13 protein-coding genes are annotated in these 16,296 nt (G+C 71.2%); all 13 read right to left on the bottom strand.

Features of this window, described 5'->3' with window-relative positions:
• Window positions 1-72 precede the first annotated feature (72 nt).
• On the bottom strand, window positions 73-2,373 hold the full coding sequence (locus NHL51_RS08675; RefSeq protein ID WP_434143089.1) for an Ig-like domain-containing protein: 2,301 nt from the start codon (window positions 2,371-2,373) through the stop codon (window positions 73-75).
• A gap of 415 nt (window positions 2,374-2,788) precedes the next feature.
• A complete protein-coding gene (gene resB / locus NHL51_RS08670; protein WP_434143088.1) occupies window positions 2,789-4,447 on the bottom strand; it encodes a cytochrome c biogenesis protein ResB in 1,659 nt (552 codons plus the stop codon).
• Window positions 4,431-5,174, bottom strand: a complete 744-nt coding sequence (locus tag NHL51_RS08665; protein ID WP_434143087.1) for a cytochrome c biogenesis CcdA family protein — start codon at window positions 5,172-5,174, stop codon at window positions 4,431-4,433. The genes resB and NHL51_RS08665 overlap by 17 nt, the downstream gene beginning before the upstream one ends.
• Before the next feature lie 3 nt (window positions 5,175-5,177).
• Window positions 5,178-5,840 carry a TlpA family protein disulfide reductase gene (locus NHL51_RS08660; protein WP_434143086.1) on the bottom strand — a complete coding sequence of 221 codons (663 nt, stop codon included), beginning with the start codon at window positions 5,838-5,840 and terminating at the stop codon, window positions 5,178-5,180.
• A complete protein-coding gene (locus NHL51_RS08655) occupies window positions 5,837-6,481 on the bottom strand; it encodes a histidine phosphatase family protein (protein ID WP_434143085.1) in 645 nt (214 codons plus the stop codon). The genes NHL51_RS08660 and NHL51_RS08655 overlap by 4 nt, the downstream gene beginning before the upstream one ends.
• A gap of 200 nt (window positions 6,482-6,681) precedes the next feature.
• Window positions 6,682-7,680, bottom strand: a complete 999-nt coding sequence (locus NHL51_RS08650; RefSeq protein WP_434143084.1) for a transporter substrate-binding domain-containing protein — start codon at window positions 7,678-7,680, stop codon at window positions 6,682-6,684.
• Window positions 7,681-7,738: 58 nt separating this feature from the next.
• Entirely contained in the window at window positions 7,739-8,773 is a 1,035-nt protein-coding gene (locus NHL51_RS08645; RefSeq protein ID WP_434143083.1) for an ABC transporter substrate-binding protein, read from the bottom strand.
• A gap of 78 nt (window positions 8,774-8,851) precedes the next feature.
• A complete protein-coding gene (locus NHL51_RS08640) occupies window positions 8,852-9,643 on the bottom strand; it encodes an amino acid ABC transporter ATP-binding protein (protein ID WP_434143082.1) in 792 nt (263 codons plus the stop codon).
• Window positions 9,644-9,687: 44 nt separating this feature from the next.
• On the bottom strand, window positions 9,688-10,767 hold the full coding sequence (locus tag NHL51_RS08635) for an amino acid ABC transporter permease (protein ID WP_434143081.1): 1,080 nt from the start codon (window positions 10,765-10,767) through the stop codon (window positions 9,688-9,690).
• Window positions 10,768-10,845: 78 nt separating this feature from the next.
• On the bottom strand, window positions 10,846-12,906 hold the full coding sequence (locus NHL51_RS08630; RefSeq protein WP_434143080.1) for an FAD/NAD(P)-binding protein: 2,061 nt from the start codon (window positions 12,904-12,906) through the stop codon (window positions 10,846-10,848).
• Complete coding sequence (locus NHL51_RS08625) at window positions 12,903-13,457, bottom strand: GNAT family N-acetyltransferase (protein WP_434143079.1); 555 nt, start codon at window positions 13,455-13,457, stop codon at window positions 12,903-12,905. The genes NHL51_RS08630 and NHL51_RS08625 overlap by 4 nt, the downstream gene beginning before the upstream one ends.
• The gene (locus tag NHL51_RS08620) at window positions 13,454-14,863 is read right to left on the bottom strand and encodes an NtaA/DmoA family FMN-dependent monooxygenase (RefSeq protein ID WP_434143078.1); all 1,410 of its coding nucleotides are present in this window, start codon (window positions 14,861-14,863) and stop codon (window positions 13,454-13,456) included. Before NHL51_RS08620 ends, NHL51_RS08625 begins: the two co-directional genes overlap by 4 nt.
• The gene (locus NHL51_RS08615) at window positions 14,860-16,206 is read right to left on the bottom strand and encodes an LLM class flavin-dependent oxidoreductase (RefSeq protein WP_434143077.1); all 1,347 of its coding nucleotides are present in this window, start codon (window positions 16,204-16,206) and stop codon (window positions 14,860-14,862) included. The genes NHL51_RS08620 and NHL51_RS08615 overlap by 4 nt, the downstream gene beginning before the upstream one ends.
• Window positions 16,207-16,296: the final 90 nt, after the last annotated feature.

Raw genomic sequence — 16,296 nt, 5'->3', positions numbered from 1 at the left:
GGGCAGGGCTCGTGCACACGAACCCTGCCCCTCCGATCCATCGCCCGCAAAGCGGGCCGGGGTGGCTGCCGGTTAGGCGGCCATCTCCTCCTGCTGCTTGCGCTGGCGGATCGCGACGAGTGCGACCACGCCGCCCGAGACGAGCAGTGCGACGGTGATCAGGCTGAGCATGGTGCCGAAGCCGTAGTCGCCGCCCGTGTGGGCCAGGCCGCCGCCCCCGGTGCCGGGATCTGCGCTCGCAGTGGCGCCCGTCGCTGCGGTGCCGTTGGCGGCAGCTGCCGCGCCGGCTGCGGCGGAAGTGCCGTCGGCGCCGCTCGCAGCCGTGGTGCCGTCAGCGCCGGTGCCGGCGGCCGAACCGCCATCAGCACCGTTCGCGGCCGTGGTGCCGTCGGCACCGGTGGTCGCGCCGGCATCCGCCGCGTCGGCCGCATCCTCGGCCTCGACCGTGAAGGTCACCGCGTCGGAGGGGGCCGACTCGGTGCCGTCGAGCACCTGGGTCGCGACGACGGTGTAGTCGCCTGCAGCGAGCTCTGCGGGCAGCTGCACGCTCCACTGGCCATTGCTGACCGTGGTGGTCGCGGTGTACTCGGTGCCGTCGGCAGCAGTGACCACGATGGTCAGCTCCGCGCCCGTGGCGCCGAGGCCGCTGAAAGTCACGTCGCCGGGAACGGTCGCTCCGGTGACCGGGCTCGTGATGGCCGGTGCGTCGACGACGGGCGTCTCGTCCGATGCGGGAGCGGTGCCGCTGATCGTGTAGTTGCCGAGGCTGCCGTAGTTCGAGTAGCCGTTCGCCGCGGCCAGCGATGCCGAAGCCGGGTCGCCCTGGCCGACACCGGTGACGGTGAGGTAATAGGTGCCCGCGGTCAGGTTGCCCTGGATCGAGGCGTCGAGGCCGTCGAGCGTATTGCCGTTCAGCACGGTCTCGGGGGCGTCGGAGGTGATCTCCGTGCCGTTCGAGTCGGTCAGCGTGAGCTTCGCGTCGAGGTTCGGGCTGATCTCTGCGATCGCGACCTCGGCGAGCACGTCGCCGCCTGCGGTCGTGAACGAGAAGACGTCGTTCTCGCCGGTCTGGCCGATGATGCCCGTGGCCTCGAAGGTGTCGTTCGAGTTGTCGAGGGCGGTGGCGCTCGCAGCGTCGTTCCCGTGGTCGTCTGCCGCGAAGGTCGCGCGGTCGCGGAAGTCGAACTGAGCCGTGATGGTGGGGCCCACCGGGTCGCAGGTGCCGGCGTCGTTCGCGAGGACGATGTAGTCGCCGGGCTGCGGGTTGCCGATGTCTGCACTGTTGGTATCGCAGTAGGTCACCGAGGTGCCCTCGAACCAGGTACCGTCCGGGTAGGTCCAGCCCAGGAGCACATCGACGGCGCCGCCGCCGGTGCCGTCGGGGTTACCGGGGGTACGGTCGGTCATCACCGAGAAGTCGTCTTCGGTGTTGGTGGCCGAGTTGTAATCGCCGTTCGACCACTGCACGAGCGGTGCGTGGTACGGAGCGCCCATCACGGGCCCCCAGATGCCGCCGTCCGGGTTGTAGTACTCCTCGGAGCCGAAGCCGTCGTGCTGCAGGCCGAGGGTGTGGCCGACCTCGTGCGAACCCGCCATGCCGACGACCTCGGGGATCGCGGTCGCGGGATTCTCGTTGCCGTCGGCGTCGTTGTTGGTGGCGCCCACGAACACGAATGCGGGGGCGGCCCAGCTCGAGCCCGCGCTGCCGCGGAAGGCGATGCCGGCCGAGCCGGCGGCGAAGTCGGGCACCGGGGTGTCGGTGATGACGAGGTGCGTACCGTAGTTCGCGTCGTCCGCCGAGCTCTTCACCAGCGCTTCCGTGCCGGGGTCGGCCGTCGTGACGTTGACGTTGAACGGTGCGTAGTCCTCGGCGATCGAGGCCCAGACGCGCTGCTGGTCGATCGCGGAAGCGCCGAGCGAGTAGCTGGGCTGCGAGCCGGGCAGTTCATTCCACTCGGTGCCGACGACTTCGAAGCCGTCGAAGTCGAGGTAGACGGTAAAGGGAGCACCCGGGAGCGACCCGCCGGCGGGAGTACCGGGGATCGGCGCCGAGAGGGCGTCGATCTCGGTCTGCGCCGCCTCTGCCGGGCCCCACTGGTCGAGCTCGGCGATGCTGCCGCTGGGCGAGACGAGCAGCTCGCCCGTCTGGACCTGCTGAGCGATGATGCTCTCGTCGACTCCGTTGAGAGCAGCCGCCTTGGCGATGCGCTCCTCGGTCGAGATGGCAGCGGCCGAGGCGACCTCGGCGACCTGTGCTGTGTTCTCGACGCTCTGCGGCTCCGCATCTTCAGCCATCGCCGGTGCGGCGATGACGAGGCTGCCGAGCCCGAGCGCCGCTGCCGCGCCGAGCGCGAGCGGACGACGTTTCGTCACTGATGATCCCCTAATGAGTAGTGGCCTGAAAATCCGACCGAACGTGCATGTCGCGGCGCTGCGGGACGACGATTGACTCGACGCCCCGTTGGGTTTCACCGTCGCTCGGTTCAAGAAACGGGAAATCCGCACCAGCGGCCGCGGCCAAGGTAGCCCGGCATTCCCAATTTGCGCAAGGTTCGGGGTGTTAGATAAGCGCCACAGAGACGACTAAAAGACCTGATCAGACGGCGACTTTCAGTAATTTTTCAGACACACTCGCACCCCGTGAGCACCCTACGGACCCGCTGTGCGCACCCATGCTTTGCTATGAGATCACCTTGAGAAATGCCCATCAGTCACTTTGCGTGCGCCAATGCAGACCAATTGCAGCCCAATTGCATTCCCCGTAGTCCTTCGGGGTCGCGGCGAGGCGCTACAAGGTCTCTCGGTGCGCCGCGATCAGTTCTTCGACGGCGCGTTCGAGATTCGGGTCATCGCCGCGGGCGAGCGCCGCGTACTGCAGCGCGACTCCGTCGTCGGTGACGATCGCCTTCACCCACATGCGTCGCCGGGGCACGAAGAGCGACCAGAGCAGCCCGCCGATCGCGAGCAGGGCGAAGACGAGGATCCAGGTCTGGGCGGGATTGCGCATGACATCGAACGAGGCGTAGCGGGGCACCTCGTCGAGCGTGATGGTGCCGAGCCCCCGCGGCAGGTCGACCGTGTCTCCCGGCGTGAGCCGCAACGACTTGCTGCCCTCGACGTTGCGCCCGGCGACCTGCTCCATCTGGTCGGTGTCGAGCGAGTAGACCGACTGCGGAATACCGCCGTCGATGCCGAGGTCGCCGATGAAGACGTCGAGGGTGAGCAGCGGGTTCTCGAGATCGGGGTAGCTCGAGGTGAAGGCCCCCGACTCGAGTTCGGCCTTCGTCGGGTAGAAGAAGCCGCGCAGGCCGAGCTGCGTCTCTGCGCCGGTTTCGGTTTCGATGCCGTAGGGCACCTTGATCACGCCGAGCGACGTCAGATTCGTATCCTGAGGAATGAACGGCATCGCCTCGCTGTAGACGACGGTGCCCTCGGCGTTCCGGATGGTGACCCGGGGCGCGTAGCCGTTCGCGATCAGATAGATGGGCGAGCCGTGCACGCGCAGCGGGTGGTTCACGCGGATCACCCGGTCCTCCTGCGAGCCGTCGGGGTTCGTGAGCGTGACGGAGGCCGTGAAGTCCTCGACCTGCCCGATGGCCGCGGCATTGCCGTCGTCCGGGGTGACGTAGGTCACCGCGAAATCGTCGAGCGTCAGCGCGAACGGGTCGAGGCTCTCCGTGTCGAACGAGTTGCCGGAGTTCACGGTGTCGTAGTCGATCAGCTGGTTGATCATCGTCTCGCCGACGACGAGTACCTTCTGCCCGTTGAAGGTGAAGACGCCGCCGATGCCGACGCTGATGAGCACGCCGAGCAGGGCGCCGTGGAAGAGCAGATTGCCCGTCTCGCGCAGGTAGCCGCGCTCGGCCGACACCGAGACCTCGTCGACGCCGCGGCGGGACGCCCGCTGCACTTCGACCCGGTAGCGCAGGCGCTTCAGCACTCCGGCAGCGGTCTGCACCGCCTGCTCGGCGAACTGCGCGCGATCGGCATCGCTCGCGTCGGGGTTCGAGACCCGCACCTCGGTGAAACCCGCCATGCGCTGCAGGCGCGCGGGGGTCTTCGGAGGCGTGCCGCGCCAGGCCTTCCAGTGGTGCGCGATGCGGGGCAGCACGCAGCCCACGAGCGAGATGAAGAGCAGCAGGTAGATGGCCGAGAACCAGACCGACCCGTAGACGTCGAAGGCCTGGATCGGGAACGCATCGAGCACGGGGAAGAGCTTCGGGTGGTCGAGCTGGTACTGGACCACGCCGTTCGGGTCGGCGCTGCGCTGGGGCAGCAGCGAGCCGGGGATCGCCGCGACGGCGAGGAGGAGGAGGAGGATCAGTGCGACGCGCATACTCGTGAGCTGGCGCCAGAACCAGCGACCCCAGCCCACGATGCCGAGTTCGGGCGATTCCACCGGACGGGCTGCGCCCGAGCCGTCGTCGTAATCAGAGGGGCGTGACATATCCGCCGATCACCGCCTGCAGTGCATACATCATCCGACTCCAGAGTCCGGTCACCATGAGGAGACCGATGAGAATCAGCAGAACTCCGCCGATCAGGTTCACGGCACGGATATGCCGTTTGAAGAATGTCATAGTGCGCGTCATCCAGCCGAAGCCGAAAGCGGCGAGCACGAAGGGCAGGCCGAGACCGATGCAGTAGGCGAGCGCGAGCGCGATGGAGCGCGGCACCGATCCCTGCTGCAGGCTCAGCCCCATGATCACCGTGAGCGTCGGCCCCATGCACGGGGTCCATCCGATCGCGAAGACCGCGCCGAGCAACGGCGCGCCGACGAGCCCGAACCGGGGCTTGACGCGCAGCTTCTTCGTCGACTGCATCGCCCCGAAGAGCCCCATGAACACGAGGCCCATGACGATCACGAAGACGCCCATGAGACGGGTGATGAGCCCCTCCCATTCGAGCAGCCAGACGCCGACCGTACCGGCGGCCGCGAGGAACGCGACGAGCACGACCGTGAAGCCGCCGACGAAGAGCAGCGCGCCGAGCACGACGCGGCCGCGGGCCGCGCGATCGCCGGGCTCGGCGCTCGCGGTCGACCCCACGTAGGCGAGATAGCCGGGCACGAGCGGTAGCACGCAGGGCGAGAGGAACGAGATCAGTCCGGCCGCGATGGCGACCAGCGAGGCGACGAGCAGTTGCCCGTCACCGATCAGTTCCTGCAGCGACACCGATTACTGCTCCGCGCCGGTTTCCGCCAGCGTCTCCTCCACCAGGGTGCGCAGCTGCGAGGCCGCGGCGAGCTGGCCGAGCACGCGGTGGGCGACGCGGCCCTGCGCGTCGAGCACGAGCGTCGTCGGCACGGCGTTGAGCGGCACCTGCCCGGCGAAGGCGCGCTGCACCTCGCGGTCGCCCGCCACATCCATGATCGACGGGTACTCGATGCCGAACTGCTCCGAGAACTGCTGCGCCTGCGCGACCTGATCGCGCGTATTCACTCCGACGAACGCGACGCCCTGCGGCGCGAACTCGTCGTACACCTCGACGAGATCGGGCGCCTCGGCGCGGCACGGCGGGCAGCCCGCATACCAGAAGTTGACCACCGTCACACGGCCCGCGATGTCGTCGGTCCCGAAGGTGCTGCCGTCCTCCGTCGCGCCCGAGAACTCGACGGGCTCGGTGCGCTCCGAGACCGGGATGCTCAGCGACGATCCGTCGCCCGAGATGAAGCCCTTGTCGCCGCCGTCCTCCCACTGCTGCGACAGGTCGTCGGCGCCGGCGCTGCTGCAGGCGGTCGCTCCGAATGCGAGTCCGAGGGCGGCGATGCATGCCGCGACGCGCATGTACGCGCGGCGACGCGGAGCGATCCCTGTCGAGGCCGGGAACAGCGACCTCATACGGCCCCCACGTCCTTCGCCTCGTCGAGCAGACTCGCCGCCGGGTTGCGGTAGTCGACCTCGAACCAGCGCTCGCCGCGCTTCTCGAAGCTCGTGATGCTCGACAGGTCGCAGCGGCGCTTCGCGGGATTGTGGAAGAGCGGCCGGCCCGCGATGTCGAGGTGCGCGATCCAGATCGGCGCCTGGTGGGCGACCATCACGATGTCGCCGTCGCGCGTGTTCGCCCACGCGTCGTCCATCGCCTGCCGCATGCGCGAGGCGATGCTGCGGTACGGCTCGCCCCAGCTCGGGCGCAGCGGGTTCCAGTAGCGGTACCAATAGCGCGGCTTCTTGAAGTCGGAGTCGGGGCCGCTGCCCTTCTGCCCCTCGAAGCTGTTCGTCGGCTCGATGATGCGCTCATCGGTGCCGATCTCGAGACTGAACGCGCTCGAAATGGGGCGCGCCGACTGCTGCGCCCGCTCGAGCGGGGAGGCGATGAGCCGCGCGACGGCGCGGTCGCTGCCCGCGAGCTCGAGCGCGGCGGCCTCGGCCATGCGGTGCCCGAGTTCGGACAGGCGGTAGCCGGGCAGGCGGCCGTACAGGATGCCCTCCGGGTTGTGCACCTCGCCATGGCGCACCAGATGCAGCAATTTATCGCTCACGCCCCCATTCTACGTTCGCGATGGCTGGGAGATCGCGGGTCGCCACCCGAGTGCCGGGCCGCCTTCGGGGCGCGGGGCGCGGAACGCGTCGATCTGCGCGCGCTGCGCCCGGACGGGGTCGGTACCGGAGTCGTGGAGCCGAATGCACCATCGGGACGCCCCCGGTAGTGCATTCGGCTCCACGCTCACGGACGCTCTGGTCAGTAGCGGGGCAGTCCGGGCGGGTTGACGAGAGACTCGTCGAGCCGCTCGTCCTCCTGCCCCCAGCGGCCCAGCACCTCGTCGTAGACGCCCGAGGCGATGAGCTCGTCGATGACGATCGACACGGGCTCGACGAGCCCGTTGCCCTTCGCCGTCGCAGCCCCGACCTGGCCGCTGACCGGGTATGCGCTGTTGAACTTGCCGACGACGCGGGTCTCGCCCGCGGTGTCGGCCTGGAACTTCGCCTGCGAGTAGGGCTGGATGCTGACGTCTGCGCGGCCCGAGACGAGCGCCAGGTTGCCCGCCGCCGCATCCTCGTAGTAGACCGGTTCGCCGGGGTCGATGCCGGCGGCCTTGTTCTGCGCGATCCAGTCGAGCAGGAACCGCTCCTGGTTCGTGCCGCTGCCGACGATGACCTTGAGCCCCGAGATGTCGGCCGGCTCCTCGATCTTCTGCACCTCGCTGGAGCCTGCGACGATGAACCCCATCACCGCGTCGCGGTAGGTCGCGAAGTCGAACAGGTCCTTGCGCTCCTCGGTCACCCCGATGTTCGTGAGGGCGAGGTCGTACTTGCCCGACTCGATGCCGAGCGGCCAGTCCGCCCAGGCGACGTTCTCGGGCGCGTAGTCGAGCCCGAGCCCTTCCGAGATGAGCGACGCGAGATCGGCATCGCTGCCGAGCACCGTCTGCGCGTCGTCCTCCGCGAAGAAGGAGGTCGGGGGCGCCCCGCTGCCGCCGAGCGCGACGGTCAGCCTGCCGCTCTGGATCGGCGTGAAGCCGCTCGCTTCGAGGGCGGCGACCGCGTCGGGCACGGGCTCGATGTGGGGCCTGTCGTCGAGGTTGCCCGTCGTGAGGTCGAACACCGAGCCCGCGGCCTGCGGAGCACCGGCTCCGAGCGCCCCGTCGACGGCCCCCGCCGAGCATCCGGCGAGCGTCAGAGACGATGCTGCGGCGAGGCCGACGAGCAGAGCGAGAACGGGTCGTCGAATGGATGGCATGGGGACTCCTGGGTGATTCGGGATGCTCGGAAGGTGCGGGGATGCTCGGAAGGTGCGGTTACTGGCGGGGCAGACCGGGCGGGTTGACGAGCGACTCCTCGACCGCCTCGTCGCCGAGCTGCCAGCGGTCGAGCGCGGCGGCGTAGTCGCCGCTCTCGATGGCATGGTTCAGCACGATCGCGACCGGGTCGATGAGGCCGTTGCTCTTCGCGGTCGCGACGCCGATCTGGGCGTTGTCGGGGAAGCCGCCGTTGAGCGTGCCGACGACCTTCCACTCGCCCGTCGTCGCGACGCGGTACGCGGCGGTCGGGTTCGGGCCGAAGGCGGCGTCGATACGGCCCGACGAGACGGCGAGGAAGGCCGCGGCGTTGTCGTCGTAGTAGACGGGCTCGCCGGGCTCGAGGCCGTTCTTCTCGTTCTCGGCGAACCAGTCGAGCAGGATCTTCTCCTGGTTCGTGCCGCTGCCGACGGCGATGCGGAGCCCCGCGACGTCCTCGGCCTTCGTGATGCTGTCGATGTCGCTGTTCGCGGCGACCGCGAAGGCGAGGACGTCGTTGCGGTGCACGGCGAAGTCGAAGAGATCCTTGCGCTCCTCGGTCACGGTCACGTTCGAGGCGACGGCGTCGTACTTGCCCGATTCGACGCCGAGGGGCCAGTCGGCCCAGGCGACGTTCTCGAGGTCGAGTTCGAGGCCGAGGCCGTCGGCGACGAGCTGGGCGATGTCGGGCTCGACGCCGAGCAGGGTGCTGTTGTCGTCTTCGGCGAGCAGGCTGAGCGGGGGCTCGTAGGCGTTGACGGCGACGGTGAGCCTGCCCTCCTGGATCGGCTGGAAGCCGCTCTGCTCGAGCGCCTGGACGGCTTCGGGCACGGGGTCGATGCGTACGCGGTCGTCGGCGTTCGCCGAGGTGAGGTCGAAGGGCGATGCGGCGCCTGCGCCCGGGGCGCCGGGAGCGCCGGGGGCGCCCGGTGCCGCGGTCGACGGCGTGGAGCAGGCGGCGAGGCCGGCGATCGCGAGGGCCGCGGTGGCGGCGAGCAGCAGACGGGAGGCGGGGGCGCGGCGGTGCGTGCGCTGCGCGGGCGGTGCGGTGGTCATGGGTCGGGGTCCTGTTCGGGTCGGGGTGCGGATGATGACGGTGACGGTGACGGTGGTGGTGCGGTGCAGTGGCTGCGGTCAGATGACCCAGTCGAGGAACTCGCGGGTGCGCTCCTCTTCGGGGTCGCGCAGCACCCGGTCGGGGCTGCCCTGCTCGACGACGCGGCCGGCGTCGAGGAAGACGACGTGGTCGGCGACCTCGCGGGCGAATCCGATCTCGTGGGTGACGATGACGAGGGTGCGGCCCTCATTCGCGAGGTCCTTGATGACGCTGAGCACCTCGCCGACGAGCTCGGGGTCGAGCGCCGAGGTCGGTTCGTCGAAGAGCAGCACGTCGGGTTCGAGCGCGAGGGCGCGGGCGATGGCGACGCGCTGCTGCTGGCCGCCCGAGAGCTGGCGCGGGTAGTGGTCGGCGCGGTCGGCGAGGCCGACACGGGCGAGCAGCGCGCGGGCCTGGGCGAGCGCTTCGGGCTTCGTCGCGCGCTTCAGGGCGAGCGGCGCCTCGACGACGTTCTCGATCGCGGTGAGGTGCGGGAAGAGATTGAAGTTCTGGAACACCATGCCGACGCGGGTGCGCCGCTGCAGCACCCGTTTCTCGGGCAGCTCGTGGAGGCGGTCGCCGCGGCGCTCGTAGCCGATGTAGTCGCCGTCGATGGTGATCGAACCGGCGTCGATGGTCTCGAGGTGGTTGATGGCGCGCAAGAGGGTCGATTTGCCCGACCCCGACGGGCCGAGCAGCGCGACGACCTGGCCGGGCTCGACCGTGAGCGAGACGCCGTGCAGCACCTCGTTCTCGGCGTACGACTTGTGCACGTCGGCGATCTCGACGAGGCCCGTGCGGGCGGGGGCGGTGGCGGGGGCGGTGGTCATGTCTCGGGTGCCTTTCAGTGGCCGGGTGGTGGGCTCTGCAGGGATCAGCGCGCTTCGGCGATGATCGCGGCGACGGCCGGCGCGTTCTGCGTGCGGGTGCGTGCACCCGCGGTGAAGCGGCGCAGGCCGGCCCGGGCCCGCTGCAGGGGCGTCGGGGGCAGCTCGCGCGCGGTGCCGCGGGCGAAGCGGCGCTCGAGCGAGTACTGGGCGATGCTCAGGACGGTGGTGAAGATCGTGTACCAGGCGGCGGCGACGAGCAGCAACGGGATCACCTGGCTGTTGCGGTTGTAGATCACCTGCACGGTGTAGAAGAGTTCGGGCAGCGCGACGATGAACACGACCGAGGTGCCCTTGAGCAGGCCGATGACCTCGTTGAACGCGTTCGGCAGAATGACGCGCAGCGCTTGCGGCAGCACGATGCGGAAGAAGCGGCGGGCGCGCGGGATGCCGAGCGCCTTCGCGGCCTCGAGCTGCCCCTGGTCGACCGAGAGCAGGCCGCCGCGGATGATCTCGGCGGAGTAGGCGGCCTGGTGCAGCGAGAGGCCGAGGATCGCGGCGACGGAGGCCGAGAGCAGGCGCACCGTGTCGAATTCGACGACCCAGAAGTCGTAGGTGAAGGGCCAGCCGATGCCGAGCTTCGGGAAGAGATAGCCGAGGTTGTACCAGATGACGAGCTGCACGATGAGGGGCACCGAGCGGAAGAACCAGATGAACCCCCAGGCGAACGAGTTCAGGAGCGCCGAGCCCGAGAGCCGGGCGAGGGCGAGCACCGCGCCGAGCACGAAGCCGATGACCGCCGATACGGCGGTGAGCCAGAGCGTGAGCCAGAGGCCGCGCAGCACGGCCGCGTTGAAGAAGTACTCGGCGAAGACGTTCCAGCGCCACTGCGGGTTCGTGAAGAAGGTCCACAGCAGCTGTGCGAGCAGGAAGACGGCGACGGCGCTGGCGATCCAGCGAGCCCAGTGCCGCAGCGGAACGACGCGGTCCACGGCGATCGGAGACACGGCTGCGGGAGCCGCGGCTGCGACGACCTCGGTCGGCGCAGCGATCGCCGTGGCGGTGGGGGCTGCGGCGCCGGGATCGGCCTCGACACCGATTCGATCACGTGTTGTTATGGGAGACATGCTGCGAGCTTATGCGCAGTGCCCCGGGGCTCCGCAACCGCCGTCGAAACATGACGCAAGATTCCGTAATGGAAGCCGTCACACTCGCACGAGATCGGCCGCAGGGAGAGCGCCCTGCACCGTCGTGGCGAGGCCCGCGGCATCGGCCAGCAGGGATCGCGCCACGCGATCGGAGGTGCGGAAGGGCAGCGAGTCGAGACCCGGGCGGGCGAACGCGCCTCCCGTCGGCGCGGCGGTGAACGCGCCGAGCGCGTACTGCCGTTCGGCGCCGATCAGGCGGCCGTCCGGCTCGACGGCGAGCTGCCCGGTGCTGCCGGCGAAGCCGTCGTCGACGACGGCGACCTCGCGCGCCTGCCCGCTCGCGACGAGCTGGCGCAGCAGCGGATTGTCGCTTCGCGCCGCCGTGGCCTCGGGCAGCCAGGCGTCGATCAGGGTGCGCGCCTCCGCCTCCGCGCGCACCGACCGGCCGGCCGAGTGCGCGCTGCCCGATGCGCGGAAGAGCCCGCGCTCCTCGTCGAGCTCGAGCGCGACATCGCCGCCGAGGAAGTGCACGACGCCCGCCTCGGAGAGCGCGATGAGCTCTTCGAGGCGGTGCCCGGGCGGGCCGCTCGCGAGGTAGCTGAAGTAGGGGTGCCAGCGGCGCGGCAGCGAGTGGGTGCGGCTGCGCGCGTTCCAGCGCTCGGGCGGTACGTCGGCGAGCGACATGTACGCGTGCAGTGCTGCCATGAAGAGCCCCTGGGTCGCGCTGCGGCGAGCGGCCGTGCGCTGGGCGAGATCGAGCCCGATGTGCTCGCGCAGGCGCCGCTGCAGCGCGGCATCTTCGGCGCGAGCGCCCGTCGGCCCCGAACCGCCGCCCGCACCGTCGCCCGCACCGCTGCCGGCGTCTGCTGCACCGGTGCCCGGGAACTGCAGAGGCCGGTCGAACGATGCGAGGTCGAAGCGGTCGAGGGGGTCGGGCACGTGCTGCGCGATGAGGGCCGACAGCTCGGCCGAATCGTGCCCTCCGGGCCGCGCGAGGGCTGCTCGGAGCGCCGGGGCGAACTCGGCCCATCCGCCGCGTACGTGCTCGGGGTGCCCGGTGAACAGCTCTCGGTAGTAGCCGGTGAGCAGCTCGGCCGCGACGAGCGGCCACACCTCGGCGTCGAAATCGAGGGGGTCGCCGGCCGCCGCGCGCTCGTGGAACGCCGCCCCGAGGTAGTCGAGGCGGGGAGCGTCGCCGCGCAGCTCCGACGTGACCTTCGAGCGGTACGGCACGCCCCGGCGCGACCCGAGGTGCAGCACGGGCTCCCGGCCGCTCGGCCGGTAGCGCAGCCGCCCGGTCGCGCCGGGCCCGCCTTCGCGCTCGAAGACTCCGCCGCGCCCCTCGGTGAGCAGCACGACGAGGTCGACGGCCGCGAGCCCCATGCCGCGCACGATGACGTCGGCGCCGGGCTCCACCCAGTCGAAGTCGACGTCCGCGGTGAACGCGGGCGGCACGTACGCGAGCCCATGAGCGCGTGCGAAGCCGGCGATCCGCTGCGCGGCGTTCGACGGCTCGGTGCCGTTGTGCCCGATCGTGTGCAGCACGAGGTCGGCCTCGAGCACGCCGCCCGAGGCGAGGGCCACGCGGGCGGGCGACGCGCCCTCGACGGAGACCGCGCGATCCCTGACCCACGTCACCGACGCGGAGGGCGCCGCCCGCGCGACGATCTCGCGATAGGCCCACTCGAGGTAGGCGCTGTTGAGTCGTCGGGTCGGGAATGAGGTGCCCGTGACCTCGTGCAGTTCGCGCTCGAGCCGCGCATCCCACCACGCCGGCCGCGCGATGCGCCCGGCGCGCACGCCGTCGACCCACTCGGCGAGCGAGGGGCCGGGCACGACCGGCCCGTCGATCTCGCAGGAGGCGTCGGTGAACACCGAGTCGTCGCGCAGCATCGTGTTGAGCTTCAGGAGCGGCGACTGAGCGCGCCGCCAGATGCGGCCGCCGCCCGGCTCGTGCGGGTCGACCAGGGTGATATCGAGCCGCAGCTCGGGGGTGTCGCGGGCGTGGTTCGCGAGCAGCCGCTCGAGCACCATGATGCCGGCGGGCCCGGCGCCGATGCCGACGACGCGCACGGCATCCGCCTGCACCGCGCTCGGAGGCCCGCCGGCCGCGTTCACGCCGCCGTCTCCGCGAGATCCGCGGCCCCGGCCAGCGCCTTCTCGAACGCCAGCGGGCCGCCGATCTCCTCGCCCGTGAGGGCGGTGTCGAAGAGCGGCGTGTACCCGGTGGCGAGGTAGAGCGCGCGTGCCTCGGGCTGCCGCGGCCCGGTCGTCAGGTAGATGCGCGCGTAGCCGAGGCGCGCCGCCTCGAGCTCGAGCTCGGCGAGCACGTGGCGGGCGAGGCCCTCGCCGCGGCGTTCGGCACTCGTCCACACCCGCTTCACCTCGGCGGTCGTCTCGTCGAACGGCATGAACGCTCCGCCCGACACGGGTGCGCCGTCGTGCAGCAGCAGGATGAACGCGCCGAGGGGCGGGGCGAAGCGCTCGGCCGGGTACCGCTCGATCTCGACGATCGCGGGCTCGCCCATGATGTCGCTGCCGTAGCGCTCGTCGTACTCGCGTTCGAGGTCCCGGAGCAGGGGCGCCGCGAGCGGGTCGTGGTAGTCGACTCGCTCGAATGCGTAGCCCGGGCCGAGGGGCGCGCCGGGGCTCGTCGCCCCGCCGCTCATGCGGCCACTCGCTCGGCGGGCTCGACGCGCTCGGGAGCAGGCTCGGCGCCCGCGAGGCCCGGAGGCGCCGACAGCCCGAGCGTAGTGCGCAGCGTCGCCCCGGGGTCGCGCTGGCCCGGGTACTCGGTGCGGAAGACGCCGCGCTCCTGCAGCAGCGGCACGACGCGGTCGACGAACTCGTCGAGCCCGCCCGGCGTGAGGTGCGGTACGAGAACGAAGCCGTCGGAGGCGCGGCCCTGCACGTAGCGGTCGATCTCGCCGGCGATGAACTCCGGGGTGCCGACGAAGGTGTGGTCGGCGGTCTCGGCGACGACGAGCTCGCGCAGCGTGAGCCCCTCGCGTTCGGCGCGTTCGCGCAGGCGGCGGGCGTTCGAGATGCGGTCGACGAGCTGCGGGTTGTGCTGCCCCTCGCGGCGGGCGCCGTCGCCGGGCGCGCTCGCGGGCAGCGGGCCGTTCGGGTCGAGCCCCGGGAGCTCGCGGCCCCACACGGCCTCGATCCAGGCGAGGGCCGTCGGCTCGCTGATCTGCTGGAATGCGATCTCGCGCGAGCGTTCGCGCGCATCCTCGGCAGTGTCGCCGATCACGAAGGTCGCGGCGGGCAGGATCAGCAGGCCGCCCTCATCGCGGCCGACGGCGGGGAGGCGCCCCTTGACGTCGGCGTAGAAGCGCTGGCCGTCGGCGAAGTCGTTGTGCCGAGAGAAGATGATCTCGGCGTGCTCGGAGGCGAAGTCGCGCCCGGCGGGCGAGTCGCCCGCCTGCACGATGACCGGGTAGCCCTGGGGGCTGCGCGGCACGGTGCCGGTCGCCGAGATGCCGAAGTGCTTGCCGTCGTGGTCGACGCGCTGCACGAGGCCGGGGTCGACGAACCGGCCGCCCGCGGCATCGGCGGTCACTGCTCCGGGCTGCCACGATGCCCAGAGCCGCTTCGCGAGGGCCACGAACTCGGCGGCGCGCTCGTAGCGCTCGGGGTAGGGCAGGAAGCCGCCGCGGCGGAAGTTGCCGCCATGGAAGGCGTCGGAGGAGGTGACGACGTTCCACCCGACCCGGCCGCCCGAGAGGTGGTCGATCGTGGCGAGCTGGCGCGCGAGCTCGTACGGCTCGTTGAACGTGCTCGAGAGCGTGCCGACGACGCCGATGTGCTCGGTCACCGAGGCCATCGCCGCGAGGACGGGGAGGGTGGCCGGGCGGCCCGCGACGTCGAGGTCGTGGATCTCGCCGCCGTGCTCGCGCATGCGCAGCCCTTCGGCGAGGAAGACGTAGTCGAAGAAGCCGCGCTCGGCGGTCTGCGCGAAGCGGCGGAACGAATCGAAGTCGATCTGGCTGCCCGACCGCGGGTCGCTCCAGACGGTCTGGCTGTTGACGCCCGGGAAGTGGGCGACGAGATGCACTGGGCGCTGCGCGGTCATGCTGCGACCTCCTCGGTCTGCGCCGCTGCCGCGGCGTATCGGTTGATGGCGGCGTCGAGTCCGAAGCGCTCGCGCAGCGACGGGGTGTCTGCTTCGACAGGGATCGCCTGAGCGAGACCGCGGCGGTGCAGTTCGGGCAGCAGGTCGCGGGCGATCGCGTGCACGTCGGCCGGCTGGGCGAGGGGGCGCAGCCGCACGCCTTCGATGCCCGCCTCGCGCCACGCGGCGATGAGGTCGGCGATCTCGGCGGCCGTGCCGGTCCCGACCCGGGCGTCGCTCCGGAGCACCGGGCCCAACGCATCGAGGCGGGCGAGTCGTTCGGCTCCGGTCTCGCCGACTCCGGTGCCCGCGCCGTCGCCAGCGCCGTCGAGCGCGACCACGAGGTCGGCGACGATGCGCAGCGGTTCCCGTTCGCGGCGCCGCCCCGAGGCCCGGGCCTCCGCTTCGGCACGGCGCACGGCGGCGACGATGTCGTCCGCCGAACGGCCGCCGGAAGTGCTGCTGCCCGGGTCCTGCGGTTCCGGCGTGACGAACACGACGTCGGCGGCCTCGGCTGCGAGCCGGTAGACGGCGTCGGAGTGGGCGAGCAGCGCGACGGGCGGTCGCCCCTGCGGCGAGCGCGGCACGATCGAGGGGCCGGCGACGCTGAAGCGGGCGCTCTCGAAACGCACGTGGTGCAGGCGGTTGCGGTCGAGGAAGCGGCCGGTCGCGGCGTCGCGGATGATCGCGTCGTCCTCCCAGCTGTCCCAGAGGCGGCTCGTCACCTCGGCGACGTCGGCGGCCTCGGCGAGCAGTTCGTCGAGGGCGGCGTCGCCTTCGCCTGCGAGCACCGCCGCGGCGTCGATGGCGGGGGCCTCACGGCGCCCGAAGGCGTCGGCCTCGGCGGCGCTCGCCGAGATGCGCAGCTGCCAGCCGGCGCGGCCGCTCGAGACGTGGTCGAGGGTCTGCAGCGCGGTGGCGACGTGGAAGGGTTCGGTGTGCGTCGTAGTGACGGTCGGGATGAGCCCGATGCGGTGCGTACGAGGGGCGATCCAGCTGAGCAGCAGGAGCGCGTCGAGGCGCCCGGTCACCCCGTTCTCGCTGCCGGCCCCGGCCCCGAGGAGCTCGTGCTGCGGCGCGAGCGCATCGGTGAGGGCGACGTAGTCGGCACCGGCGTCGTCGAGTTCGCCGACGAGGCGCTGCCAGTGGGCGGGGGCGAAGAGCGCGCTCGCGTCGGCGTCGGGCTCGCGCCAGGCGGCGGGGTGCGCCCCGGCGCCGTCGAGGGCGACGCCGACGGTGAACGGCGCGGCGTCGGCGTGCGGGGGTGCGGTGCTCGGGGCTTCGGGGTGAGTCGTGTGCGGCATGGAGACGAGGCTAGGCCGCTCGGCCCCACCCGCGCAGCCGCACTGAAACATTCGGTAACGGAATGGGTGCCATTACCTTTTGTTGCGAAT

The organism is Leucobacter sp. gxy201 (assembly GCF_051043335.1).
In the GTDB taxonomy this organism is placed as follows: domain Bacteria; phylum Actinomycetota; class Actinomycetes; order Actinomycetales; family Microbacteriaceae; genus Leucobacter.
This window is presented reverse-complemented; position numbering and strand designations above follow the sequence as displayed.

Coding starts and splice junctions, on each gene's coding strand:
- resB (WP_434143088.1), bottom strand. CDS start 4,447: ATGTCACGCCCCTCTGATTACGACGACGGCTCGGGCGCAGCCCGTCCG.
- NHL51_RS08660 (WP_434143086.1), bottom strand. CDS start 5,840: ATGAGGTCGCTGTTCCCGGCCTCGACAGGGATCGCTCCGCGTCGCCGC.
- NHL51_RS08650 (WP_434143084.1), bottom strand. CDS start 7,680: ATGCCATCCATTCGACGACCCGTTCTCGCTCTGCTCGTCGGCCTCGCC.
- NHL51_RS08645 (WP_434143083.1), bottom strand. CDS start 8,773: ATGACCACCGCACCGCCCGCGCAGCGCACGCACCGCCGCGCCCCCGCC.
- NHL51_RS08640 (WP_434143082.1), bottom strand. CDS start 9,643: ATGACCACCGCCCCCGCCACCGCCCCCGCCCGCACGGGCCTCGTCGAG.
- NHL51_RS08635 (WP_434143081.1), bottom strand. CDS start 10,767: ATGTCTCCCATAACAACACGTGATCGAATCGGTGTCGAGGCCGATCCC.
- NHL51_RS08625 (WP_434143079.1), bottom strand. CDS start 13,457: ATGAGCGGCGGGGCGACGAGCCCCGGCGCGCCCCTCGGCCCGGGCTAC.
- NHL51_RS08620 (WP_434143078.1), bottom strand. CDS start 14,863: ATGACCGCGCAGCGCCCAGTGCATCTCGTCGCCCACTTCCCGGGCGTC.
- NHL51_RS08615 (WP_434143077.1), bottom strand. CDS start 16,206: ATGCCGCACACGACTCACCCCGAAGCCCCGAGCACCGCACCCCCGCAC.